This window comes from Streptomyces aurantiacus, assembly GCF_027107535.1.
Classification (GTDB): domain Bacteria; phylum Actinomycetota; class Actinomycetes; order Streptomycetales; family Streptomycetaceae; genus Streptomyces.
Map to the genome: position 1 here is coordinate 1609458 of NZ_CP114283.1, position 23867 is coordinate 1633324.

Here is a 23867-nt window from a genome sequence, read left to right on the forward strand (position 1 = left end):
GTCCGGGGTCACGGCCCGGCGACGGCCACCCGCTGAAGCAGCCCCCAGGTGAACTCCGCCACGCAGTCCCGCCGTACGTCCGAACCGTCCGGCGCCGTGAACGCCAGCCCCCACCGCGTCGGCGCCGTCCCCTCCATCGGCCGCGCCGGTGCGAAGGCGCGGGCGGCCTCGTCGACCGTGCAGGACCAGGGCGTCAGGTCCTCCAGCGTGCGCGGCGCGGGGGAGGGGGCGTCCGGGGCGCGGACCAGCCACTCGTTCCAGGCGACGCCGCCCGGGGCCACCAGCACCTCGAAGCGCAGGTCCGGCCAGAGGGGCACCGGCCACAGGAACGCCTCGCAGGACAGGTCGCCGATCCGCCGGGGCACCACCGACTCCGCCTCGCCCAGGATCGAGCGGTACCGGGAGACCGCGCCCCGGCTCCGCGGCGCGTGCCGCATGGCCTGCCAACGACGGTTGGCCTCACGCATCTGCGCCACGGAGACGCCCAGTGCGTGACGGGCGTCCTCCACGAGGTCGGGGTTGTGGTCGGCCATGCGGCGCAGCAGGACGAGCTGGAAGTCGAGCGGGGTGAACGGGCCAGGGCTAGCCGGTCGCTTCGCGGGAGGCATGCGTCCCATCGTGTCGTACCCGCTGTGCGTGCTGCTCGCCCGGGCGCCGGCCGTCCGGGAGGAACAGCACCGAGTTCACGTACCGGACGTACCCGGAGCCCCGGAAGGGCCGCACCCGGCGCAGCAGGCCCTGCGCGGCCACGTGCGAGGTACGCGCCTGGTGGGCCTCCAGGTCGAAGGAGGACAGCGGCACCCAGGTGTCGCCGGGCAGCACCCAGCCCTCGTATCCCCGCTCGGCGAGATGGGACACCACCGTGTCGACGGGCTGGATGCGCGCCTCCAGCTCGACGAACAGGGCCGGGCGGTCGCGGGTGAGCAGGGTTTTTGCCCCGTGCAGCACCGCCAGCTCGTTGCCGTCCACATCGATCTTGACGAAGCCGACGTCGTGGAGGTTCAGGCTGTCCAGGGTCAGGCAGGGGACGTCCACGGACTGGGCGTGGATGTCCCGCCGGACGAGGGACGAGACGCCCCGGTCGCCCTTGTCGCCGGCCGGCAGCCACAGGTGGGCCGTGCCGGACCGGTCGCTCGCGGCCGCGTGGACGACCCGGACGTTCCCGGGGGTCGTGGCGGCGAGCAGCCGGGCCAGGTGCGGGACCGGCTCGACCGTCACCACGCGGCGTGCCCGGTCCGACAGGCGGCGTGTCCAGGGGCCGTACCAGCCGCCCACGTCCACCGCGGTGCCGCAGTCGGGCGGGCAGAGGTCGCCGAGCCGGGCCAGCTCGGGCTCGAAGCGCGGATAGACGAAGCGGGCGGCCGCGGCGACCAGGCGCACCGGCACGAGGGGGGCCAGACGGGCTGCCAGGGTCATGAGGTCATCATCCCGGGGCTCTGGGGGCCGCGGGCGGAGCCGTTGACGTCGCCGTCCCCGTTGATGCGCAGCAGCAGTGCCTCGTGTTCGGTGTCCGTCACCTGCTCTCCGGAGGACGGGAGCAGTTGAGGGATGCCGTCCACGATCGGGTAACGGCGGCGCAGACGCGGGTTGTAGAGGGCGCCCTCAGTGCTCTCGGCGCCCTCAGTGCTCACCGTCTCCTTCTCGAGGAGATGCAGCGGCCCCTTGTCCAGCGGGCACGCCAGTATCCTCAGCAGCGGGTCGTCCGGATTCATCACTGATCAACTCCCTTTTGGGTTGCGGGGGTTGCGGCTTGGCCGGTGGGTCGTGCTTGGGCATCGCGAGGAGCACGGAGACCGCCAGCGCCGTACCGCCGATGCGCAGCGCCAGCCGCAGCGGGTCCTCCGGCAGCGCCTCGCCGAACGCGAGGGTGCCGAGCACCGCCGTGAACAGACACGTCACCGTCGTGCAGACCGGAACGATCAGCGAGGCCCGGCAGCGCTGCAGCGCCGCCTGCGACATGATCAGGCCGAACACGCCGGTGAAGAGCAGGAGATACGGGTACGGGGAGCGCAGCAGAGCGAGCACCGCGCCGCCGAACCCGCTCGCGGTGAGATGGCTCGACACGCCCTTGATGGCCAGTGAGCTGACCCCGTACAGCAGGCCCACCGCCACGCCGTACTCGACGCCCGTCGTCGGCATGCGGTGCCGGTGGCGGGCGCGGCGCTCGGCCGATCCGTACAGCCAGACACCCAGCGCGAGCGACGGGACGCAGACGAGCAGGATCAGCGGGGCGGGGGCGCTGTGGCTGACCGTGTCGGAGCCCTCCTTCAGGGAGAGCACCACCATGAGGAGCGCCAGGAGGATCGCGCCGAGCGCGTACCGCTCGCGGCCCGAGGTCTCCTCGCCGAGCAGCACGGACGAGAGCAGGACGAGGATGACGAGGCCGGAGACGAAGATGCCCTGCGCGGCGGCGATCGGCAGGGTGCGGTAGACGACGAGCTGCGCGCCGAAGCCCGAGGCCAGGGAGAGGGACCCGCCGATCCACAACGGGCTGCCGAGGACCAGCCGCAGGAGGCGGGCGGGCTGTCGCACACTCACCTCGGGCAGTGCCGCCAACGCCCGTTTCTCCAGCACGAATCCGGCGCTGTACAACAGGTTCGCCAGCAGGGCCGCGGCCACTCCCCACCACATGGTCTACGTCCTTCGCGCGTGCAGCAGAAGGATCGAGGACATCGACGGGGCGCGGCACGCCAGCCGGTCCAGTGGGCGCAGCGGCCGCGGCACGCCGTGGAAGGGCGCGCCCCGCAGCGCCGCGACCTCGAAGCCCGACGCGCTCACGAACTCCCGCAGTGCGCGGGCCGTGTAGAGCCGCAGATGGCCCACCACCTCCGAGCCGGGGCGGCCGTGGATCGCGCGCAGGCTCACCTCGGAGAAGACGGGCTGGACACCGGCGAGGAGCAGGGCGCGGTTGTACCAGGCGGCCAGATTCGGGGTGGAGAGCATGAGATGACCTCCCGGGCGCAGGATCCGGTGGATCTCGTCGAGTGCCGCGTCCGGGTCGACGAGGTGCTCGATCACCTCGCTGAACAGGACGGCGTCGGCGGAGGCGGACCTGAACGGCAGCCCGCCGTCGGTGAGTTCACCGCGTACCGCGTACGGGAGATGGGCGTGGGCGCGTCTGAGGGCGTCCTGGGACCAGTCGACGCCGATGATGCGGTGGCCGGCGAGGAGCGGTGCGGCCGTCGCGGCCGCGGTGCCGTCGCCGCAGCCGATGTCGATGACCGTGCGCGGACCGGACGTTGCCGGGCCGAGCGCGTCGGCGAGCATCCGGGCCTGGCGCAGGCTCCGGGGCGTGCCGGAGGCGACCGGGACGGCCGGATCCTCGTAGAAGTCCCGCAGGCCGTGCGGGGGCCGGCGGGGCGGGGCCGTGGTCATGGGGCACTCTCCGTGGCGTGTTCCGTCGCGTGCAGATAGTGCTCGAAGAGGTCACGCAGGTGGCAGCCGTCACCGTGGCTCAGCAGGGCGCGGGACCAGCGCAGCGCCACGTGCAGGCGGCCCGCCGTGGAGGCCGTCGTCACCGTCAGGCCCCGCGGCATGCGGGCCGGCGCCGAGAACCAGACGGCGTGCGCCCGCCCCGCCTCCTCGCCGAAGTCGAGGGCGTACGGAACGCGGCCGATGTTGCTGAGCAGGGTGGTGGACGTCCAGGGCCCGGCGGCTCTCCGCAGCCCTCTGGTGAACGCGGCCCGCCAGGCCACCGGGACCACCGGAGCCGTCAAGAGGGAAGCCCCGTGGCCCAGTTGCGGCCGCGGCTGGGCCTTGAGCGCGCGGGTGCGGTCCGCCGTACGACACAGCAGCGCGGTCATGTCCGAGGCGTCCAGCTCCTCGGGGGCGAAGGAGACCTCCACCAGACGGGTGCCGTTGCCGATCGGCATGTCCGTGCCGCGCGGGCGGTCGTCGACCGGCATCGTGATGCGCAGCGGGCGCGGGCGGGCGCCGTGCTCCCGGTTCCAGTGGGCGATCATCAGGGCGGTGGCGACCATGAGCTGGTCGTTCACGGTGTACGGGGAGCCCTTGGGCCGGTGCGGGACGTTGAACTCGGCGACGAGCAGCCCGTTTCCGGGGGACGGCTCGGGGGCGCCGTGCGCCACCCGGGCGGGCGGCGCCCAGGTGGAGGGGGTGTCGACGGCGCTCGGGGTCTCGGCCGTCGTGCGCTTCGGGGGCGCCGCCGGGGAGTTGTCGCGGCCGCCGTACAGCTCCGCCGCGGTCGCCAGGACCCGCAGACACGCCGGACCGTCCAGGGCGGTGTGGTTGATGGTGAGGAACAGGACCGTGTCGTCGGCCTGCGGATCGCGGACGACCTCCAGGCGGATCGGCGGCGACGCCGAGAGCGGCGGGGCGTCGCGCAGTGCCCGGTCCCGGGCGTGCTTCAGCGCGTCCCGGTCCGGCTCCGGGAACAGCACGGCCTCCACGTCGGCGTCGGGGGTGAGCTCCCACTCGTACCGCCGCCCGTACCAGGGGCGCGCCGCCTCGCGCATCAGGATCCGGGGGTGGCGGTGCAGGGCCCCGGCGAACGCCCTGCGCAGGCGGTCCGGGTCGAGGCGCCCCGGAAGGTGGACCTCGATGTGGACGGTCTCCGGTTCCTGCTGCTGGAGGCAGTGGCGGGCGACCTCGTCCACGACGGGGAACGGGATGCGGGCGGGCGGCCCCGCGGGGCCGCCGGTGCCGTCACGGGCCGGGTGGTCCAGGGTGGTCATGTGGGTTCGCCTTCCCCTTTCTCCTCACGGCGGGCCGCCCTGGTGTCCTCGGGCTGTGCGGCCCCCGTCTCCTCGTCCCCCCGCTTGCGGAACGGCATCCGCATGGTCGGCGGGTCGGGTTCGGTCGGTGCGGACCCCGGTCCGCGGGCCGACACGGTCGGACCGGACTCGGGCGGTGGGGGCCCGGTCGGCGTGAAGGGCGGCGGCGGCGCCCCGGGTGTACCTGACGGCGTCCCGGCCGGGGCGGTCGCCCCGGGTCCCGCGTTCTCCCCTCGCCGCCGCCGCGGCAGGAATCCCGTCGGCGCCGCGGATCCCGGAGGTGGAGGCGGCAGCGTGCTCGCGCCGGGATGTCCGGCGGCCCGGCCTCCGCCGCCCCGCGTCCCGTACGAGGTCTCCCCGACCGACACCAGGCCCGCGAACAGCCCGATCAGCGCCAGCAGTTGGGCCGTGTGCCCGAACGCTCCGACGCCTTCGCCGACCGGCTCCCCGGATCCCGCCGCGGCGACGATCCCGGCCCCGGCGAGCGCGAGGAACGCGATCGGCACCAGCAGCGCGTGCCGCCGCCGGGCCAGCAGCGCCAGGAGCGGCACCAGCAGCGCGAAGAACCCGGCGATCACGATCCCCACCAGGGTGAGCACGACCGTGCCCAGGATCAGCCCGGGCGGGGGCGGCTCCGGCGACGCCTCGTCGGGGTTGGGTTCCTGCCGCCGGTACAGCACCAGCCCCACGAGCAGCAGGAGGGCGACCGCGCCGCCGATCAGCCCGGCCTCGTACAGCGTGGACGGCGCGTAGGAGAGCTGCACGGTGCCGCCCTCGCCCGCCGGGATCCGCCAGCCCTGCTGCCAGCCGTCGAGCCGTACCGGGTTGAGCTCCCGGCCGTTCAGCGTGGCCTTCCAGCCGTCGTTGAAGTTCTCGTACGTCGTCAGGTACGAGGCCGCGCCCGAGCCGACGGACACCTCGCGGCGGTCGCCGAGCCAGTCCTTGATGCCCAGCTCGCGGTCGAGCGCGGCGGGAGCGGTGACCGTGCCGCGGGTCAGCGTCACGTCGGTGACGGCCAGCGGCCCGGCGTCACCGGCCTCGACCCGGTGGGAGCCCGACCCGAGCGACAACTCGGCGTCCGCGCGGCCCTCCTGGCAGAGCGTCAGCTCCACGGGCCGCCGGTCCACGAGGTCCCGTACCGTCCCCTTGGCGCTCGTCTCGTACAGCTCGTCGTCCACGGCGAGCATCGGACCCTTGCCGCAGGGAAGGTCGAAGGTGCGCGACGACCGGGGCTGCGGGGTGCGGTACTCGTCCAGGGCGGGGACGTACGCCTCGGTGAGGCCGACCGGCAGTTGCAGGTCCTCGTCCGCGAGCGGGTTGTGGACGGTCGTCGGGGCCGTCTCGGTGACGGTGATGTCGAGCCGGTCCGTGGTGATCGGGTCGAAGCGGACGTTGCCGTTCTCGTCGACACCGGCGATCGTCGAGCCGTTCGGCGAGCTGATGTTGACCTCGGTGGGCCGGGCGGACAGCCCTCCGGCCGGGGCGAGGACGATCTCGCCCACCGCCTGTTCGGCCGGCCAGCGCAGATGGATGGTCGGTTTGTCCCCGGCGATCCACGCGGTGGTCAGATCACCGTCGGTGAGGTTGCGCGGCGAAAGGCCCGTGCCCAGGAGGGCCGTCGAGTCGGCCGTCGCCAGGATCCGGTTCTGCTGGTCGGGCGCGACCTCGTACAGCAGCGCGTCCAGCGCGTCACTCGGCACGGGGATCGCGCTGGCCTTCAGCGCGTACGTGCCGGCGGACTGAGAGGTCCAGCGGCGGTGCAGCCCGACCTCCGTGCCCGTCGGGGAGAAGCCGCCCGGGTCGGTCGCCCGGTGCAGCGAGACGACCTCGGCGGCCGCGTCGCTGCGCTCGGCGTCCGTCGGCAGCCGCAGCATGCGCGTCACCTGGACGTCGGGAATGGAGACCTCGGAGAAACCGGCGCCGGACAGGCCCGAGTGCCGGGCCGCCGAGTCGACGACGGTGATCCGCAGCCAGCCGCTCGCCCCCTCGGGGGCCTTGATGCGCTGCCGCAGGCCGTTGGCCTGGAGGGTGCTCGTCTCGGAACCGCGTTCCGTCTCCACCCGCACCCGGGTCGCCGCCGAGCGCACACTGTCCTGCGGCAGCGGTGTCACCTGGATCGAGTCGGGGATCTCCGTCTCGTCCGTGAAGTCGATCCGCAGCCACTCGCCGTCCGCCGAGCCCGCCGCACCCTCGGCCCACGCCGTGTCCGGGTTCCCGTCGAAGGCGTTCACCGGGTCGTACTGCGGAAGGTGGAACAGCCAGTTGCCGCTCGACGAGGCGGTCACCGAACGCGCCCCGCGCAGCTCGGACACCGTCTGGTGCCCGATCCCCTCCGTCGGCAGGATCTGGTGCGGCTTCTCCCCGGCGTTCTGGAAACTGTCCGAGTGATTGCGTTCGTCGCGGGTGTACGTGTACGACGTGTTGGCGTTGACCAGGCCGAACCGGGTGTCCGCGCGCCGCAGCCCGTCACCCAGCACCTGGAGGTCGGGGGAACCGAGACCGGGATGGTTGTCACCGGTCAGCACGGTCGCCCGGTCCCGCATCGTCGGGTCGGCGGACAGCGGCAGCAGCGCCTCGGGCCCGCCGGACACGACGGCCGTGTCGGCGACGGCCTTCAGCCCGGCCTGTCCGGGCCGCTGCACGTCCGGGCTCGCCGGCTCGTAGATCTCGACGGCCCGCTGCCGCGGATACAGCCCCTCTATCTGTATGGGGGTGCCCTCCGGGATGCGGCCGCCCGTCATCACCGGGCCGAAGCCGGTCACCCGCCGGTAGCCCGACTCCGCCAGGGTCCGCTTCACGGTCGCGCTCGGCACATAGCCGAGCTGGTCCGGGTCGAGGTCGTTGCGCACGACGACGTAGTGGAGGCCGGCCCGGCTCAGGTAGTCGGCCAGACCCGGGACTTCACCGCCCGTCAGCAGGGACTGTTCGACCGCGTCCATCGCCCGCCGGTTGCCCGCGGTGCCGAACGGCACGTAGTCCCGCTGGGCCCAGCGGGAGTCGGCGAGCACGTCGAGGGGCTGGTCGATGGGGGAGCCCCAGGTGTAGATGCCGTGCGCGGTGGCCGGCACGACCAGGGCGCGCGAGTCCGGCGAGTACTTCTTCAGCCAGTCGGCCGTGGACGACCAGTACGTGGGGAGCTGCTGGAACGAACCCGGCTGCAGGATGGACCCGTTGAGATAGGGCCAGGCGAGACCGGGGAGTACGAGGACCGCCGCGATCAGCGGGGCGAACCGGCGGCCGCGCACGGGACGGGCGCCCTGGGGCCGGGAGGCGACACCGACCAGGTGGATCAGCCCGAGGACCAGCGCGAGGGCCAGCCCCGTCTGGAACTTGTAGATGTTGCGGAAGGGGACGAGTCCCCCGTTCAGCCAGTCCTGGACCACGCCGTGGAAGGGCGCGCCGAACGAACCGCCGTAACCGGCGAGGGTGATGAGTGCGACCGACAGCACGGTCAGCACGAGCCAGCGCCGCTCGGGCATGTCCCGCCGGGCCAGGCCGGCCAGACCGAGTCCGGCCGCCAGCGCAGAGGAGACGATGACGACCGCCGAGGCCGCCACCGTCCAGCCCGCGGGCAGCCAGGCCTCGCCGAAGTGCAGGTACGCGACCCAGTTGCCGGCCCCGCGCAGGGTCTCCGTCGCCGACATGGTGTTCGTCGTGGTCTGCGAAGTCTCCACGTACGGAAGGAAGTTCTCGCCGTAGATGCCCAGCATCAGCAGCGGGACCACCCACCACAGCGTCGCGAGGAGCACGCCCGGCACCCACCAGGCGATCAGCTTGCGCTGCCGGGGGCCGCGCGGACGGGAGAGCAGGTAGAGACCGACGGGCAGCAGGGAGGCCAGCGTGGAGGCCGCGTTGACACCGCCCATGAAGGGGATGACCAGCGCCGAGCGCAGGGCGGCGACCCGGGCGCTGTGGCGTTCGTTCGTCAGCGGCAGCAGCACCCACGGCAGGAAGGCTCCGGGGAGCGCGGCCGCCGAGGTCGAGCCGACGACGACCGTGAACACCGGCCACAGCGCGTACGCCACCGCGCCGAGCAGCCGGGACGCGCCGCTGCCGATGTCCAGCCGCTCGGCGAGCCGCAGCGCACCCCAGAAGGCGACCGTCACGATGAGCGACATCCACAGCCGCTCGGCCAGCCACACCGGCAGGTTGATCAGCTCGGTCAGGCCGTAGTACGGCAGCATCGGGAACGCGTAACCGACGTACTGGTCCGCGATCCCGCCGAAGCCGCCCCGGTCGTGCCACAACTGGCCCAGGTCGGCCAGGAACTGCCAGGGGTCGAGCGCGACCCCCAGTTTGGTGTCGAAGGTCTGCCTGCCCGGGTCCACGGCCAGGAACAGCACGAGGACCACGGCCCAGAATCCCAGCAGCCACCGCCTCGACCGGGGCCCCTGCGGAGGGCCGGGGTCCGGGGCGAGGGGGCGAGTCGTCGCCGGGGGAGGGGCCTGGACCGTGCTGGTCATGGACACCGCCGGAGGATGAGGAGGAGGTTCCAGGTCGCGAACTCACGCAGTCCCGGCGCCCTGGTCACGGCCTGGGCGAGGAACGGCCAGTAGCGGGAGCGCGCCGAGACGACCGTGACGTCGTCCCGGGCACGCACCTGCCGCAGGGTGGGTCCGATGTGCACGGCGAAGAGGTTCTCGCCGAGGGTGTGCTTGGCGGGCCTGCCCGTGCGGCGCATGTAGCGGGCGCGGGCCCGGTCGGCGCCCAGGTAGTGCCAGGGCGCCCACTCGTGACCGCCCCAGGGGGACAGCCAGTTGGTGAACGACACGTAGATCAGTCCGCCGGGGCGGGTGACGCGGACCATCTCGCTGAGGAAGGTCTGCGGGTCGGCGACGTGCTCCAGCACGTTCGAGGAGAAGCACACGTCCGCCACACCGTCCGCGAGGGGCAGCAGATACCCGTCGGCGACGACGGACCCCTCCGGCGGCTTCGGGCCGAGCTCGTGCATGTCCGGCTCGAAGAGATAGCCGTGTGCGCCGCGCCGCCGGAACTCCTCGGTGAAGTAGCCGCCCCCGCCGCCCACGTCCACGACGGTCCGGCCCTTCACCGGACCGTCGTACGCCTCCACCTGGTCGGCGGCGTCCCGTGCGAGCAGCGAGTAGCAGCCCTCGGGGTCGTCCTGTTCGTGGCGGAAGGCGCGGAAGAGGGCGAGGGAGCGGCGCAGCGAAGGGTCCCTGAGGCCCGTGCCCGGCCCCGGGGTCGGGTTCTTCCGCCGAGAGGTCATGGCGTCCAGCTCCGCACCGCCTCGGTCGCCACCGTCCTGAACTGACGTACCGTGCGGTGCCATCGGTACTGGGCGGCACGGTCGCCGGCCGCCTTGCCCATGAGGACGCGGCGCCGGGTGGACAGGGCGAGGGTGCACCAGGCCGCGGCGAACGAGGACTCGCCGCGGGCCAGCAGGCCCGTCTCGCCGTCCACGATCGAGTCGCGCAGGCCGGGCACGTCGAAGGCGATCGCGGGGGTCTCGCGGGCCGCCGCCTCCGTGACCACCAGGCCCCACCCCTCGACGGCCGAGGGGTGCAGCAGCAGCCAGGCGGCACAGAGCAGGCGGTGTTTCTCCGCCTCGGAGACATGGCCCCTGAACTCGACGCCGGGACCCGCGAGTTGCTGGAGACGTTCCCGTTCGGGTCCGTCGCCGACGATCACCAGCCGGCCGCCGGTGACCGGGCGGACCCGCTCCCACAGACGCAGCAGCAGGTCGATCCGCTTGTACTCGACGAGCCGGCCCATGGCCAGGAACATCGGCTCCGGCGAGCGTTCGGTGGGCGGGCCCGGTTCCTCCACGCCGTTGTGCACGACCCGGATGCGGTCGCGCTCGACCCCGATCGCGCGCAGCGCCTGTGCCGTCGAGGGGGAGACGGCGACCAGCAGACCATGGCGCTGAGCGCCTGCCAGTGCCCAGTGCTCGAGTCTTCGTCCGAGCCGGGCGGCGGGTGCCAGCGGTCCGCCGAACCGCATCCGCCACAGGTCGGTGTGCACGTGGTTGACCAGACAGAGGGTGGGCCCGCGGTGCCACAGCGGCGCCAGGTACGGCATGCCGTTGCAGACCTCGACGAGCAGGTCGCAGTCGCCGACCTGGCGCTGGAAGGCCGATCTGGCGCGCAGGTAGTGACCGAGGTCGCCGCCCGCCGACACGACACGGTAGTCGCGGTACGCGGCGGGGCCGCCACACAGCAGGGTCACCTGGTGACCGAGGTGCGTCAGGCCTTCGGCGAGTCTGTCGACGAGCAGTTCGGAGCCGCCCGCGGCTTCGTTGCCGAAGTCACGACGGGCGAGGAAAACGATTCGGCGCGGCTGTGGGGGGAGCGCCGGGTGTCGCTGCGCGGCGCGTGGGAAAGCGTCGCGCAACGACGAAGGCACGTGCTGGGGCATCGGTGCTCCAACTCGTCTCGGGGTGCGGAACCAGCGTGGGGGTGGGGGTGGGTACGGCGTGGTGCGTCGGTGGTGACGGTCTCCCGGTGCGGATCGGTCGAGGTCGGGGTGCGGCACGGGGCCTGTGGGGGGCCCGCCGCCGTGCGGTCGTACGGAGGTCGCGCTGTGGAGCTGTCGGTTCCCGTGGTGCGGGGCTGTCGGCCCGGTGCGTTCCGGGTTCCGGGTTTGCGTCGGGCGAATCCCCGCGCCTTCGGTGCGTTCCGGTGCGGGAACCTGAAATTCCCGCGGCGAGAATCCGTAGGGATCGGTGGAGCGGTCCGTGCGGAACGGTGCAACCGGTCGGCGCTGCCGTTCTGTGGGGCTGTTCCGTGGTGGTGACGGGGGCGGGCTGTGACGGGCTTGTGGGTGTGCTGTGTTCGGGTGGGGTGGATAGTTTTCGCCCGCTGGTCCGATGCGGCTACTCACCGAAGTGACAAGTTCGGTGTTTGTCGGGCTGATGTCTCATCACATTGTGAGCGGCTGCTGGGAACTCTCGGGCGAATCGGGATGCGGACGCCCGCGTACGACCAAAACGGCACCCACGACGGCGAGGACGAGGCCCGCCACACCCGTCCCCAGCGGCAGCGTCTGCCCCACCATGCGCAGCAGGCCGCTGTCCGTGTCGGCGAGGTCCACCTGCTCCTTCTGGGTCTCCGGGGTGAACGCGATCCGCTCGCTGTCGAGCAGGACGACGGCGTCCTTCTCGCCCCCGGGCGCCCGGAGCGTCTTGCGGGGGCCGATCGCCGCGTAGATGATCCGGCCCGTCCGCTGGTCGGCGACGAGCTCGATGCCGTGGTTGGCGTACCACTCCTCGGCGAGTACCTGACCTGCGTCCTTCTCGCCCACGATGGTGCCGGGTACGAGCCGGCTGCCGGTCTTGGTGGCGGGCACCTTGCCGGTGAACCGGAGGCCCTCGTACCCCTGGATCTTCTTCTTGCCCTTGTACTCCAGCGTGACGGTCGAACCGAGGGTGTTGTCCCACCAGATGTAGGAGCGTTTCTGTACGTCGAAGGGGAACTTCAGGTACGCCTCGCCCTCGTAGTAGGGCTTCTCGTCGCAGCAGTGGACCGGCTTGTTCGTCTTCCGGTCGGTCACCCAGCGCTCCATCGTCCACTGGAGCGAGTCGTGCGGGTCGGCCGCGGGCAGCGACTTGTCGGTGTCGACGGACGTGGACACGTCCCAGACCGCCCGGCCGCTCTTCTCGCTGTCGGCGACGTCGCCGCGGACCTGCCGGGTGATGGTGATCTTCTTGTCGCGGACGGTTTCGATCTCGTCGGTGTCGAAATAGCTGCCCGTACCGGTGAAAACGGTCGTCGAGTCGATGTCGACGGGCGTGCGCTGGGCACGTGGTTCGACGTACCAGGCGAGCAGCGGGGACAGGACGAGCAGGAACACGCCCAGACCCAGGATGACCAGCGAGAAGGGTGTGGCAGTACGGCGCATCCGGGCACTCCAAGGGCTCGTGGTGACGCGGCACGCGGGTGTGCCGGCACGGTGGGGGAGGGTGCAGGTGCGGTATGGGCCGGGAACCGTAGGCGCACCCTTGACGAAGTGTCAATGCGTTGTCGAGACTGGGGGCTCGCCGGACGGGGCGAGGTTGGACCGGGTGACAAAGGGGACGTACCGCGCCCGAAGGGGTGCGGGACGGTGGCATGTGCGGCTCCGCCACGTGGGCGCCATCGGCCACGTACGGGCCGCGGATCGCGGCTGGAGTTCCCAGCGGAGTGCTCGGGTGGGAACGACCTCCGACAGAGAGGCTGACCCTCCATGCCCAGACTGCTCGCCGCCCTGCTGACCGTGGCCGCCGCCGCCCTGCTCGCCGTGGGCGCCGCCCTCGGTATCGTCGCGCTGCTCGACGCGACCCCGGACCAGCCGAACACGCCACTCGTCACCTATGAGACGGCCGGCCGGGAGCGCTGACCATGGCCCCACGCCCCGGACCCGTCACGGTGCGCTCGGCCTGGCACGACGTTCCCCGCGTCCAGGTGCGGGAGTTCGCCGCGCTCGCGATGGCCGAGGCGCCCGTGCTCGCCGAGGAGATCCTCCAGGAGATCCGGCACGAGTATCCCCACTTGCCCGTCGTGCTCGACGACTCCGGCGAGCCGATGGCGCTCGTCGGGATCCGCCGGGCCATCGAGGTGTTCGTCCAGCACCTGGAGAACGCGGAGGGCAGACCGCGCGTCCACCCCGAGGTCTTCCAGGAGTTCGGCCGCGGTGAAGGTCTCAACGGCCGCAGCCTGGACTCGCTCCAGGCGATCTACCGGCTCGGCGTGCGGCTGGCCTGGCGCCGCTTCGCCGAGATCGGGCAGCGTGTGGAGATCCCGCCGCCCGCCATGTACGAGCTGGTCGACGCGGGCTACGAGTACCTGGACGGGCTGGTCGACCAGTCCGTACGCGGCTACGCCGAGGCCGCTGCCCGGCAGGCGGGGGAGCGGCTGCGCCTGCAGCGCCGGCTGATGGAACTGCTGCTGGCCGAGCACCACCGCGGCGATCCGGCCGAGGCCCTCGCCGAACGGGCCGCGCGGATCGGCTGGCCGCTGCCGGACAAGGTCGCGGTCGGCGTTCTGCTGCGGCCGGCCCGGGAGGCCGTCGCTCCCGCCGTGGGCCAGGCCGTGCTGCTGGACATGGAGTGCGAGCAGCCCCGGATGGTCGTGCCCGAGCCGGATGCCGCCGGCCGCCCGGAGCTGCTGCACCGGGCGCTCACGGGATGGGCCGGCGCGATCGGCCCGCCGGTCCCGCTGGCCGACGCGGCGAAGTCGCTGCGCTGGGCCGAGGCCGCGGTACGGCTGATGGAGCGCGGGCTGCTGCCGGCGGGCGAGGTGCTGTACTGCACCGAGCACACCGAGGCGCTGGTCCTGCTGCAGCCCGAGGAGCTCATCGACGACCTGGCCCTGCGGTGTCTGGAGCCGCTCGCCCACTGTGGTCCCACGCACGGGCGCCGGCTCGCCGAGACGCTGCTGGCCTGGCTGGAGACGCGGGGCGGCGCCCCCGAGGTGGCCGCCAGGCTCGGGGTCCACCCGCAGACCGTGCGGTACCGCCTCCGGCAGATCCGGGAACTGTGGGGCGACGAGGTCGACGACCCCGACCGGCGCTTCGAGCTCGAACTGGTGCTGAGGGCCCAGCGGCTCCGGGGAGAGCTGGGCGACCCCCGCGCCCGGCGCTGAGGTCCCCTTCCTCCGCCCGCCCACGGGTCAACGTCCAGCCCGTCCGTGCCCGTGCACGCCGTCCGGGGCCGTCCGGGGCCGTCCGGCTCGGCCCGTGGGCCTCCCACCGTCCGCAACCGCTTTCCCACCCGTGACCGCACGCCCATTGCCCGGTCGTAACGGTATGAGTAGCCTGTGTTCGCTATGCCGATCGGCTGTTGAAATTTCGAACACAAGGAAGGGGGCCAGTTGTGGGACGCCTCGTACCTGCCGTAACCAGGGCTCTCGACATACTCGAGCTCTTCCTCGACGGGGACGGCACACTCTCCGCCCCCGACATCGTGCGCCGGCTCCAGCTGCCGCGCACCACCGTGCACGAACTGGTGACCACGCTCGCCGCCCGCTCGTACATCACGCCCGTACCGGGTCAGCCCGGACGTTACCGCCTCGGCGTGCGCCCGTACCAGCTCGGCAGCCGTTATTCCGAGCAGCTGGACCTCGCGGCCGAGGGCCAGCAGGTCGCCCGGTCCGTCGCGGAGACCTGCGACGAGACCGTGCACGTGGCGATCCTGGAGGGCACGGACGTCATCTACATCGCCAAGGTCGACTCCACGCACGCCGTACGCATGGTGTCCGCCGCGGGCCGCCGGCTCCCCGCCCACTGCACCTCCGTGGGCAAGATGCTGCTCGCCTCGCTGTCCGAGCCCGAGCTGACCTCGCGGATCCCCGAGGACGCCGACCTGGTCAGGATGACGCCGAACAGCATCACCGACCCGGCCGCCCTGCGCGAGGCACTCACCGAGATCCGCGCCCGCGGTGTCGCGGTGGAGAACCGCGAGTCGAACCCCGACGTCAGCTGTGTCGCCGCGCCGGTGCGCGACCGCACCGGCCAGGTCGTGGCCGCGCTCTCCATCTCCGTACCGATGATCCGCTGGAGCGAGGACCACCGGGCCGAGCTGGAGCAGCTCGCCGCGAAGGGCGCCGCCGAGCTGTCGGAGCGGCTCGGACACCGGAGCGTCGTATGACGCGCCCCTACGAGACGGCCGTCCCGGCGGAGGCGGCCCTCGGTGAAGGCCCCACCTGGGACGCCGACGCCCAGCGGCTGATCTGGATCGACATCCTCGGGTCCAGGGTCTTCACCTACGACCCGGTCTCCGGCCGTCGCACGGTCATGGCCACCGAGCAGCACGTGGGCGCCGCCAAGCCGCGGGTGGGCGGCGGCCTGGTCGTCAACCTCCGCGACGGAGTGGGCCTCTACGACCCCGCTCCCGGTCCGGCCGGCGGCTCGGGCGGCAACCCCGCCGAGGGCTTCGGGGGATTCCGGTGGCTGCACCGGGAGGTCGTCCCCGGCCGGCGCGCCAACGACGCGGCGGTCGCGCCCGACGGCGCACTGTGGGCGGGCACCATGCGCTACGACGAGGCACCGGGCGGCGGCTCGCTCTCCCGGGTCGACGCCGACGGCACGACCGTGACCGTCCTCGACGACGTCGCGGTGAGCAACGGCACGGGCTGGAGCCCCGACGGCCGCCTCATGTACTACATCGACTCACCGACGCGCCGGATCGACGTCTTCGACTTCGACGGCCGGCAGATCACCAACAGGCGCCTGCTGGCGAGCATCGAGGAGGGCGACGGCTTCCCCGACGGCCTCACGGTCGACGCCGACGGCTGCGTCTGGGTCGCCCTGTGGGACGGCGGCGCCGTCCGCCGCTACACCCCGACCGGCAAACTGGACCGCGTCGTGGAGCTGCCCGTGCCGCGCCCCACGGCCTGTACGTTCGGCGGCGCCGAACTGACCGATCTGTACATCACGACAGCCCGTACGGGTCTGGACGCGCCGCACCCGCTCGCCGGCTCGGTGCTCGTCGTCCCCGGCGCGGGCAGGGGTCTGCCCCAGCCCGCGTTCGCTGGCTGACAGCGCGGCCGAGGTCCCGCAGAACACCTGAAGCCCGCGTCCGGTCACCGGACGCGGGCCGCTGTTTTTGCGCAAACCATTGACGAGTAAGCGCTTCCTATCTACGGTCCCGTTCGAAGTTACGAGCATCCATCGAAATTTCGAACAGGTGGGCAGGGTATGGGACGACCTGGCCTGAATCGCAGGCAGTTACTGACGGGACTGAGCGGCCTGACGGTCGCGGGAAGCCTCGGATTCGCCGCGCTCGGCACTGGAGCGGACGCGCTCGCTTCCGGCGCGAACACCCGCGTCGCCTACTGGAACCTCTTCAGCGGAGGCGACGGCTACAACATGATCGCGATGCTGGACGCCTTCCGTAAGGCGAACCCCGGCATCGACGTGAAGGACTCCACCCTCCAGTGGGGGAGCCCCTTCTACACCAAGCTGGCCATGGCGGCGGCGGGCAACCGCGCACCGGACCTCGGCGTCATGCACCTGGGCCGGGTCACCGGCTTCTCGCCGGGCCGGCTCCTGGACCCCTGGGACGTCGGCCTGCTCGCCAAGTACGGCGTGCGGGAAGCGGACTTCAACCCCGAGCTGTGGAAGCGCGCCCTCGTCGACGGCAAGCTCTACGCCCTCCCTCTCGACATCCACGTCCAGCTCTGCTTCTACCGCAAGGACGTGCTGAAGAAGGCGGGTCTGCTCGGCGACGACGGCAGGATCGTGCCGGTCACCTCCGTCGACGAGTGGTTCGACGTGCTCAAGGAGGCCAAGAAGGCCACCAGGAAGGGCCTGCAGACCATCGGCATGTGGTCCAGCGACCAGAACTTCCAGTGGTGGTTCTTCGTCGCCTTCTACACCCAGCTCGGCGGCACCTGGTTCGACGACGCCGACGCCGAGGTCACCTTCGACACCGACAAGGCCGTCCAGGTCCTGGATTTCCTGCGCCGCCACATCACCGACGGGTACGTCGACCCGGGATTCGCGGGCGGCGCCGGCGCCGAGCAGTTCGTCAACGGCGGCCCCTTCGTCTGGGAGGGCAACTGGTCGGTGCCGGTCTTCGACAGCGCGAAGCTCGACTACGGTGCCACCCCGCTGCCGCCCGTCTTCGGCGAGCAGGCCACCCACGCCGAGTCGCACGCCTTCGTGCTGCCACACCAGGCCGACCGCGGCGGAGCCGCCAACGAGGGCGCACACCAACTCGCCGCCTACATCGTCCAGCACGCCCGGCAGTGGGCGGCCGGCGGTCACATCCCCGCGTACACGCCGACCCTTTCCACGGCCGCGTACAAGAAGCTGAACCCGCAGAGCGAGTACGTCTCGGCGATGGACCACCAGGCCACCGAGCCGAAGGTGTGGTTCGCCGGCTCCACCGGAATCCTGGCCCAGCGCGTCGGCCCGATCGTCGTCTCCTCGACGATGGGCTCCGCCCGGCCGGACGCCGCCGCCCGCCGGATGAAGAGCACCCTCACTGAACTGCTCGCCATGAAGAACCCCATGGACGGCAGGACCGCCGCGCAGGGAGGTGCGGCCGCATGACGGTGACCAGCGCAGAGACCGTCATCACCGCGACGCGCGCGAGGACCGCCGCAGGCAGCGCCGCCGTCCGCCGCAAGCAGGGCTTCCAGCACGGCGCCTGGTTCGTCGCCCCGTTCCTCGTGCTGTTCGCGCTGTTCGTGATCTGGCCGCTGCTGCGCGGCCTCTATCTCAGCTTCACGGACGCCAACATCTCCGGCGACGCCACGAGCTTCATCGGCCTCGACAACTACAGCGAGGCCCTGGACGACCCGCTGGTGTGGGAATCGCTCGGCCACAGCGCCTACTTCACGCTCCTGGTCGTGCCCTGCATCACCGTCCTCGCCTTCCTCCTCGCGATGCTCGCCCACCACATCGAACGCGGCAAGTGGCTGTGGCGGCTGTGCTTCTTCGCCCCGTTCCTGCTGCCGTCCACCGTCGCCGCCAACCTGTGGCAGTGGCTGTTCAACCCCGGCACCGGCATGATCAACCACGTATTCGGCATCGAGACGGCGTGGCTGACCGACAAGTCGTACGCCATGCTGGCCGTCGTCATCTGCACCCTGTGGTGGACGGTCGGCTTCAGTTTTCTGCTCTACCTCGCCGCCCTCCAGGGCATCCCCGCGCACCTCTACGAGGCCGCGAAGCTGGACGGCGCGAACGCCTGGCACCGCATGGTCCACATCACCCTTCCGATGCTGCGGCACATCACCGGCCTCGTCATCGCGCTCCAGATCCTCGCCTCGCTCCAGGTCTTCGACCAGGCCGTGGTGATGATGGACTTCCTGCCAGGACCCGAGGGTTCCACCAGGACGTTCGTGCAGTACACCCTCGAAGAGGGCTTCACCAGCTACCGCGTCGGCTACGCCTCCGCGATCTCCATCATCTTCTTCGTGATCATCGCGGCGGTCGCTCTCGCACGGATGTGGCTGCTGCGCAACCGTGAGGAGGGCGGCCGATGAGCACCGCCGCACAGACACGCGTCAAGCCCCGCAAGGTCTGGACGCCCAGCCAGATCGTGCTCACCCTCCTCGGCGCCGTCGTCTCGGCGGTGTTCCTCGCGCCGTTGGCCTGGGCGCTGTTCACCTCGCTCAAGTCGGAGACCGAGGCCGTCGCGGTGCCGCCGCGCTGGCTGCCGAAGGAGTGGACGACCCAGGCGTGGACGGCCATCTTCGAGACCGGCAACATCGCCAACTGGTTCGTGAACTCGCTGGTGGTCTCGGTGTGCGTGACGGCCGTGGTGCTGAGCGTGAGCGCGCTCGCCGGATACGGCTTCGCCCGTACGGAGTTCCGCGGCAAGGGTTTCCTGCTGGGCCTGGTCATGACCGGCCTGATGGTCTCGCCCGCCGTCCTCGGTGTGCCGCTGTTCACCACGGTCCAGCAGATGGGGATGGTCGACACCTACTGGGGCATGATCCTGCCGCAGTGCGCGCCCGCCGCGATGGTCTACATCCTCTACAAGTTCTTCCAGGGCATTCCGCGCGAGCTGGAGGAGGCCGCCTTCATCGACGGCGCGGGCCGCTGGCGGGTCTTCTTCACCATCATCGTGCCGCTGTCGCGCCCGTCCCTGTCCGCGGTCGGCATCTTCACCTTCATCGCGTCCTGGAACAACTTCCTGTGGCCGTACATGGTGACCAACAACCCCGACCTGATGACCATGCCGAACGGCATCGCGACCGTCATGAACTCCTACGGCATCCAGTGGGCCCAGCTCATGGCCGGTGGCCTGATGGCGGGCCTGCCGCTGATCATCGTCTTCGTCTTCTTCCAGCGCCAGATCGTGGCGGGTGTCGCGCACACCGGCCTCGCGGGCCAGTGAACTCTCCCAAGGAGCCGCACAGTTGAAGCGCCCAAGACTCGTGACGGTTTTCGCCGCCGCCCTCCTCGGCCTGCTGCCGACGGCGGCACAGGCCACCGCGTACCCGGACCCCCTCCCGATCAGCGGGCAGCGGATCATCCACGACCCGACCGTCATCCGCCTCAAGTCCGGTGGTTTCGCCGCCTATTCGACAGGCGGGATCATCGGTGCCCGCCTGTCGAAGGACCGCAGACACTGGGAGGACGCGGGCAACGCCTTCGCCGAGCCGCCGGGTTGGTGGTACGAGTACAACGGCACCGGCGACCCCTGGGCCCCCGACATCTCCTACCGCGCGGGAAGGTACTGGCTGTACTACGCGGTCTCCTCCTGGGGTACGAACCACTCCGCGATCGGTGTCGCCACGTCCAGGTCCGGCAAGCCCGGCACCTGGACCGACCACGGCAAGGTCCTCACCTCCGGGACGACCGACACCTGGAACGCCATCGACCCGGCGATCACCAGGGCGGACGGCAGACTGTGGATGGCGTTCGGCTCGTACTGGACCGGAATCCGCATGGTCGAACTGAATCCGGCCACCGGAAAGGCCGTCCCCGGCACGGCCGTCCACCACCTGGCGACCCGCCCGGACGCCCCGTACGCGGTCGAGGGCCCGTACATCGTCCGCCACGGCCGCCACTACTACCTTTTCGCCTCGTACGACACGTGCTGCGCGGGCGTGAACTCGACATACAAGATCAAGGTGGGGAGATCCTCGAAGGTCACCGGTCCGTACGCCGACAGTACGGGCACCCCGATGCTGGAGGGCGGCGGCGACCTACTGTTGGAGGGCCACGGCAGGTACGTCGGCACGGGCGGCCAGTCGGTCTTCCGGGACCGGGGACAGGACTGGCTGGCATACCACTACTACGACGCGGACGATGAGGGCACACCGAAGCTCGGGCTGAACCGGCTGAGCTGGAAGGCCAACGGTTGGCCCGCCGTCCTCCAGGGGCGCGGGACTGTGCCGACACGCGGCTCCGCAGCGTGAGCGCGACCAGCCACGACGCAGCCGCACCCGCCAACGACACACAAGCCACCACCCTGAAAGGCGCACATGCATACCGCCCGCTTCACCCTCGACCCCGCCTTCACCGTCGGTGAGGTCAACCCCCGCCTCTTCGGATCCTTCGTCGAACACCTCGGACGCTGTGTCTACACCGGCGTCTTCGAACCGGGCCACCCCACCGCCGACGAGGCGGGGCTGCGCACGGACGTGCTGGAGCTCGTCCGCGAGCTCGGCGTGACCGCCGTCCGCTACCCCGGCGGCAACTTCGTCTCCGGCTACAAGTGGGAGGACTCGGTCGGCCCGGCCGAGGAGCGGCCCCGCCGTCTCGACCTCGCCTGGCGTTCCACGGAGTCCAACCGCTTCGGGCTCGCCGAGTACATCGCCTTCCTGAAGAAGATAGGCCCCCAGGCCGAGCCGATGATGGCGGTCAACCTCGGCACCAGGGGAGTGGCCGAGGCGCTGGAACTCCAGGAGTACGCCAACCACCCCTCCGGAACCGCGCTTTCGGACCTGCGGGCGTCCCACGGCGACAAGGATCCGTACGGCATCAAGATGTGGTGTCTCGGCAACGAGATGGACGGGCCCTGGCAGACCGGCCACAAGACCGCCGCGGAGTACGGCCGCGTCGCCGCCGAGACCGCCCGCGCGATGCGGCAGATCGACCCCTCCGTCGAGCTGGTCGCCTGCGGCTCCTCGAGCCAGTCCATGCCGACCTTCGCCGAGTGGGAGGCGACGGTCCTGGCGGAGACGTACGACCTCGTCGACTACGTGTCCCTGCACGCCTACTACTGGCCGACCGACGGCGACTTCGACTCCTTCCTCGCCTCGGCCGTCGACATGGAGTCGTTCATCGAGAACGTCGTCGCCACCTGCGACCACGTGGGCGCGAAGCTCAAGTCCAAGAAGAAGATCAACCTCTCCTTCGACGAGTGGAACGTCTGGTACCTCCAGGAGTGGGAGGACTCCGCCAAGGCCGATCCGCTGGACTGGCCGGAGGCCCCGAGGCTCCTGGAGGACAACTACTCCGTCATGGACGCGGTCGTCTTCGGGTCACTCCTCATCGCGCTGCTGCGGCACGCGGACCGGGTGACCGTCGCCTGCCTCGCCCAGCTCGTCAACGTCATCGCGCCGATCATGACCGAGCCGGGCGGCCCGGCCTGGCGGCAGACGACCTTCTTCCCGTTCGCGCAGGCCTCGCGGTACGGGCGCGGGCAGGTCCTCGACGTACGCGTCGAGTCGCCGACGTACGAGACGAAGAAGTACGGGGAGGCCGACCTGCTGCACGCCACCGCCGTACGGGCCGAGGACGGTTCGGTCACCGTCTTCGCGGTCAACCGCAGCCGGACCGACGCGCTGCCCCTCGAAGTGGCGCTCGGCTCGCTGGGCCTGACCGCCGTCGTGGAGCACAGCGTTCTGGCCGACGCCGACCCCGACGCCCGCAACACCCTCGACGAGCCGGAGCGGGTCGCTCCGCGGGCCGTCGAGGGGACCACGCTCCAGGGAGGCACCCTGGGTGCGGTTCTGGAGCCGATGTCCTGGAACGTGATCCGGCTCGCCTGACGGATCCGAACGGACCTCGCGGCGCGCGGTGCCCCCGCCCTCTCCGGCAGGGGCGCGGCGAATGGTCTCCCCCGTGGACCATTCGCCGCCGCACCGTACGGAAGGCGGGCGGCCCGCTTGTCGCTGTGTCGACAGATCGGGGCGGCTGTCCTTCCATGAGCACGTTAGGAGGCGACGTCCTTCGAGGACCACCGTGCACGGTGATCAGATTCGGCCGGCGGGTGTGCACGCTGTCCAGCTGTCACCCGCAGGGCGTGGACGAGGTCGTGGGTGCCCGAACCGGTGGTCAGCAGGTCGCGGTTGAGGAGGCGTTCGGCGGCGCGCAGATGGGCGCGGACCGTGTTGCGGCTCAGGCCCAGGTGCGCGGCCGTTCGCTGGGCGTCGGTGTTGGCGTCGATCCAGGCCGCCACGGTGAGGTACAGGTCGCGGTGCCGGGTGTCGTGCAGAGGGTGCAGGAAGGACTCCGCCCAGGCCGTGGCGGGGGAGGTGCGCAGGAGTTCGCCCAGCGGCGGCGCGACCAGCTGGACGCTGTCGGCGGGGTCGGGCTGCGGGGCGGTGAGGGACAGGGCCAGGTCGAGTGTGGCGCGGGTGCGGACCTCGCCGAGGTCGATGCCCAGCGCCTCCTCCGCCCGGCGGCAGTGGGCCGTGACGGTGGTGCGGCTCAGGTGCAGCAGCCGGGCCACGCCGGACCGGGAGAACGTCACCGCCAGGCGGACGACGTCCACGGTGGGCTTGGGGGCGGCCTGCAGCGGCTCCAGGTAGGCGCGCGCCCACGCGAGGGCCGCCCGGTGGGGCAGGACGTGCGCCAGTGAGGGCCGCCCCCGGTAGGCGGCCAGCCGGCCGGGGGAGTTGCGGGCGACGGCGAGGGCGTGCACGGCCTCGCCGTACGCCTCGGCCGTGGCGGCGAGCGGGTGGGGTCTGCTGACGCCCAGCGCGTACCCGGGGTTCTCCCTGACCAGTCGGCGCAGCACCTCGCCCTGCCGGAAATGGCTGCCGGAATCCGGGTCGTCGGAGACGGGGCAGATCAACTGCTCTCTGAACACAGGGCAGTTCACCATCAGGCCCGAGCCGTGGTAGCCCGACGGGTCCAGGTAGGTCCGGGCCAGCCGGTCGCGGTCGGCGGGCGGGCAGTGCAGGAGATGGACCCGTACGCGCTCCGCGTTCAGCAGCGGCGGGACGTCACCCGTGGTCATCCGGCGCGCCAGTGTGACATCCCCGGCCAGCAGGGCGGTCAGGACCGCGAACCGCAGCTGGGCCGCCTTCGCCTCGTAGCCGCGTGAGCCGGTGTCGGCCTCCGACGCCCGGCTCAGCAGGTCGATGAGGCCGCCAGCCTGCGAGGCCAGTGCGGCCGCCTCCCGTGACAGCGCCGACGTGCTGACGGTCACCAGCACCGGACGCGGCTCGCGCCCGCCGAAGGCTTCGAGGCGTACCTCCGACTCACCGACCCGTGTCGTGGCGGCGGCCAGCCGCCCGCCGGCCAGGCGCTCCACGTGCTCCGTCAGCGCGGCCGTCATCCGCGGGGGATATCCGGCCGTGGCCGTCTCGACTGCGCCCCCGGGTCCGATCCACGCGGCCTGTGCCCCGGTCCGGCGGGCGAGCAGCCCCAGCACCTCCGCCGGGGTTCCCTGCCGCCGCACGAGCCGCAGCAACTCGTCGAGTGCCTCCCCGTGTCCCAGCACCTCCACAGCCTCACCTTCCCGGCGCCGCGTCCACCGTCCGACAGCGGCACCCTAGTAGGCCGACC

The 23867-nt window shown here is 71.7% G+C and carries 20 protein-coding genes; 9 read left to right on the forward strand and 11 right to left on the reverse strand.

Features of this window, described 5'->3' with window-relative positions; translation table 11 throughout:
- Positions 1-8: 8 nt before the first annotated feature.
- The 10 genes from O1Q96_RS08775 to pgfA all read right to left on the reverse strand — a co-directional run bounded on the left by O1Q96_RS08775 (position 9) and on the right by pgfA (position 12590).
- Positions 9-617, reverse strand: a complete 609-nt coding sequence (locus O1Q96_RS08775) for a hypothetical protein (RefSeq protein ID WP_269247611.1) — start codon at positions 615-617, stop codon at positions 9-11.
- Positions 583-1416 (reverse strand): FkbM family methyltransferase, encoded by an 834-nt coding sequence (locus tag O1Q96_RS08780; RefSeq protein ID WP_269247612.1) that lies wholly within the window; start codon positions 1414-1416, stop codon positions 583-585. The genes O1Q96_RS08775 and O1Q96_RS08780 overlap by 35 nt, the downstream gene beginning before the upstream one ends.
- A complete protein-coding gene (locus tag O1Q96_RS08785) occupies positions 1413-1712 on the reverse strand; it encodes a Trm112 family protein (protein WP_269247613.1) in 300 nt (99 codons plus the stop codon). The genes O1Q96_RS08780 and O1Q96_RS08785 overlap by 4 nt, the downstream gene beginning before the upstream one ends.
- On the reverse strand, positions 1621-2631 hold the full coding sequence (locus tag O1Q96_RS08790; RefSeq protein ID WP_269247614.1) for a hypothetical protein: 1011 nt from the start codon (positions 2629-2631) through the stop codon (positions 1621-1623). Before O1Q96_RS08790 ends, O1Q96_RS08785 begins: the two co-directional genes overlap by 92 nt.
- 3 nt (positions 2632-2634) lie before the next feature.
- Positions 2635-3375, reverse strand: coding sequence for a class I SAM-dependent methyltransferase (locus O1Q96_RS08795; RefSeq protein WP_269247615.1), 741 nt, complete (start codon positions 3373-3375; stop codon positions 2635-2637).
- Positions 3372-4694 (reverse strand): condensation protein, encoded by a 1323-nt coding sequence (locus O1Q96_RS08800; RefSeq protein ID WP_269247616.1) that lies wholly within the window; start codon positions 4692-4694, stop codon positions 3372-3374. The genes O1Q96_RS08795 and O1Q96_RS08800 overlap by 4 nt, the downstream gene beginning before the upstream one ends.
- Entirely contained in the window at positions 4691-9196 is a 4506-nt protein-coding gene (locus tag O1Q96_RS08805; RefSeq protein ID WP_269253538.1) for an alpha-(1->3)-arabinofuranosyltransferase, read from the reverse strand. Before O1Q96_RS08805 ends, O1Q96_RS08800 begins: the two co-directional genes overlap by 4 nt.
- A complete protein-coding gene (locus tag O1Q96_RS08810; RefSeq protein ID WP_269247617.1) occupies positions 9193-9960 on the reverse strand; it encodes a class I SAM-dependent methyltransferase in 768 nt (255 codons plus the stop codon). The genes O1Q96_RS08805 and O1Q96_RS08810 overlap by 4 nt, the downstream gene beginning before the upstream one ends.
- Positions 9957-11108 carry a glycosyltransferase family 4 protein gene (locus O1Q96_RS08815; protein WP_269247618.1) on the reverse strand — a complete coding sequence of 384 codons (1152 nt, stop codon included), beginning with the start codon at positions 11106-11108 and terminating at the stop codon, positions 9957-9959. The genes O1Q96_RS08810 and O1Q96_RS08815 overlap by 4 nt, the downstream gene beginning before the upstream one ends.
- Positions 11109-11612: 504 nt before the next feature.
- Positions 11613-12590: a cell envelope lipid trafficking protein PgfA gene (gene pgfA / locus O1Q96_RS08820; protein ID WP_269247619.1), complete on the reverse strand. Its 978-nt coding sequence runs from the start codon at positions 12588-12590 to the stop codon at positions 11613-11615.
- Positions 12591-12914: 324 nt separating this feature from the next.
- Here pgfA and O1Q96_RS08825 point away from each other — a divergent pair, with 324 nt between their 5' ends.
- The 9 genes from O1Q96_RS08825 (at position 12915) to arfA (ending at position 22123) form a co-directional block, all read left to right on the forward strand.
- Positions 12915-13067: a hypothetical protein gene (locus tag O1Q96_RS08825; RefSeq protein WP_269247620.1), complete on the forward strand. Its 153-nt coding sequence runs from the start codon at positions 12915-12917 to the stop codon at positions 13065-13067.
- A gap of 2 nt (positions 13068-13069) precedes the next feature.
- Positions 13070-14311 carry a PucR-like N-terminal domain-containing protein gene (locus tag O1Q96_RS08830; RefSeq protein ID WP_269247621.1) on the forward strand — a complete coding sequence of 414 codons (1242 nt, stop codon included), beginning with the start codon at positions 13070-13072 and terminating at the stop codon, positions 14309-14311.
- Between the two features lie 230 nt (positions 14312-14541).
- Positions 14542-15315, forward strand: coding sequence for an IclR family transcriptional regulator (locus tag O1Q96_RS08835; protein ID WP_269247622.1), 774 nt, complete (start codon positions 14542-14544; stop codon positions 15313-15315).
- Positions 15312-16205, forward strand: a complete 894-nt coding sequence (locus tag O1Q96_RS08840) for an SMP-30/gluconolactonase/LRE family protein (protein ID WP_269247623.1) — start codon at positions 15312-15314, stop codon at positions 16203-16205. The genes O1Q96_RS08835 and O1Q96_RS08840 overlap by 4 nt, the downstream gene beginning before the upstream one ends.
- Before the next feature lie 159 nt (positions 16206-16364).
- Complete coding sequence (locus tag O1Q96_RS08845; protein WP_269247624.1) at positions 16365-17723, forward strand: extracellular solute-binding protein; 1359 nt, start codon at positions 16365-16367, stop codon at positions 17721-17723.
- A complete protein-coding gene (locus tag O1Q96_RS08850; protein ID WP_269247625.1) occupies positions 17720-18661 on the forward strand; it encodes a carbohydrate ABC transporter permease in 942 nt (313 codons plus the stop codon). Before O1Q96_RS08845 ends, O1Q96_RS08850 begins: the two co-directional genes overlap by 4 nt.
- Entirely contained in the window at positions 18658-19518 is an 861-nt protein-coding gene (locus tag O1Q96_RS08855; RefSeq protein ID WP_269247626.1) for a carbohydrate ABC transporter permease, read from the forward strand. The genes O1Q96_RS08850 and O1Q96_RS08855 overlap by 4 nt, the downstream gene beginning before the upstream one ends.
- A gap of 22 nt (positions 19519-19540) precedes the next feature.
- Complete coding sequence (locus tag O1Q96_RS08860; protein WP_269247627.1) at positions 19541-20545, forward strand: arabinan endo-1,5-alpha-L-arabinosidase; 1005 nt, start codon at positions 19541-19543, stop codon at positions 20543-20545.
- A 66-nt stretch (positions 20546-20611) separates the two neighbouring features.
- Positions 20612-22123 carry an arabinosylfuranosidase ArfA gene (gene arfA, locus O1Q96_RS08865; protein ID WP_269247628.1) on the forward strand — a complete coding sequence of 504 codons (1512 nt, stop codon included), beginning with the start codon at positions 20612-20614 and terminating at the stop codon, positions 22121-22123.
- 164 nt (positions 22124-22287) lie between these two features.
- Here arfA and O1Q96_RS08870 read toward each other — a convergent pair whose 3' ends face one another.
- Positions 22288-23808, reverse strand: coding sequence for a helix-turn-helix domain-containing protein (locus O1Q96_RS08870; protein WP_269247629.1), 1521 nt, complete (start codon positions 23806-23808; stop codon positions 22288-22290).
- Between the last annotated feature and the right edge of the window lie 59 nt (positions 23809-23867).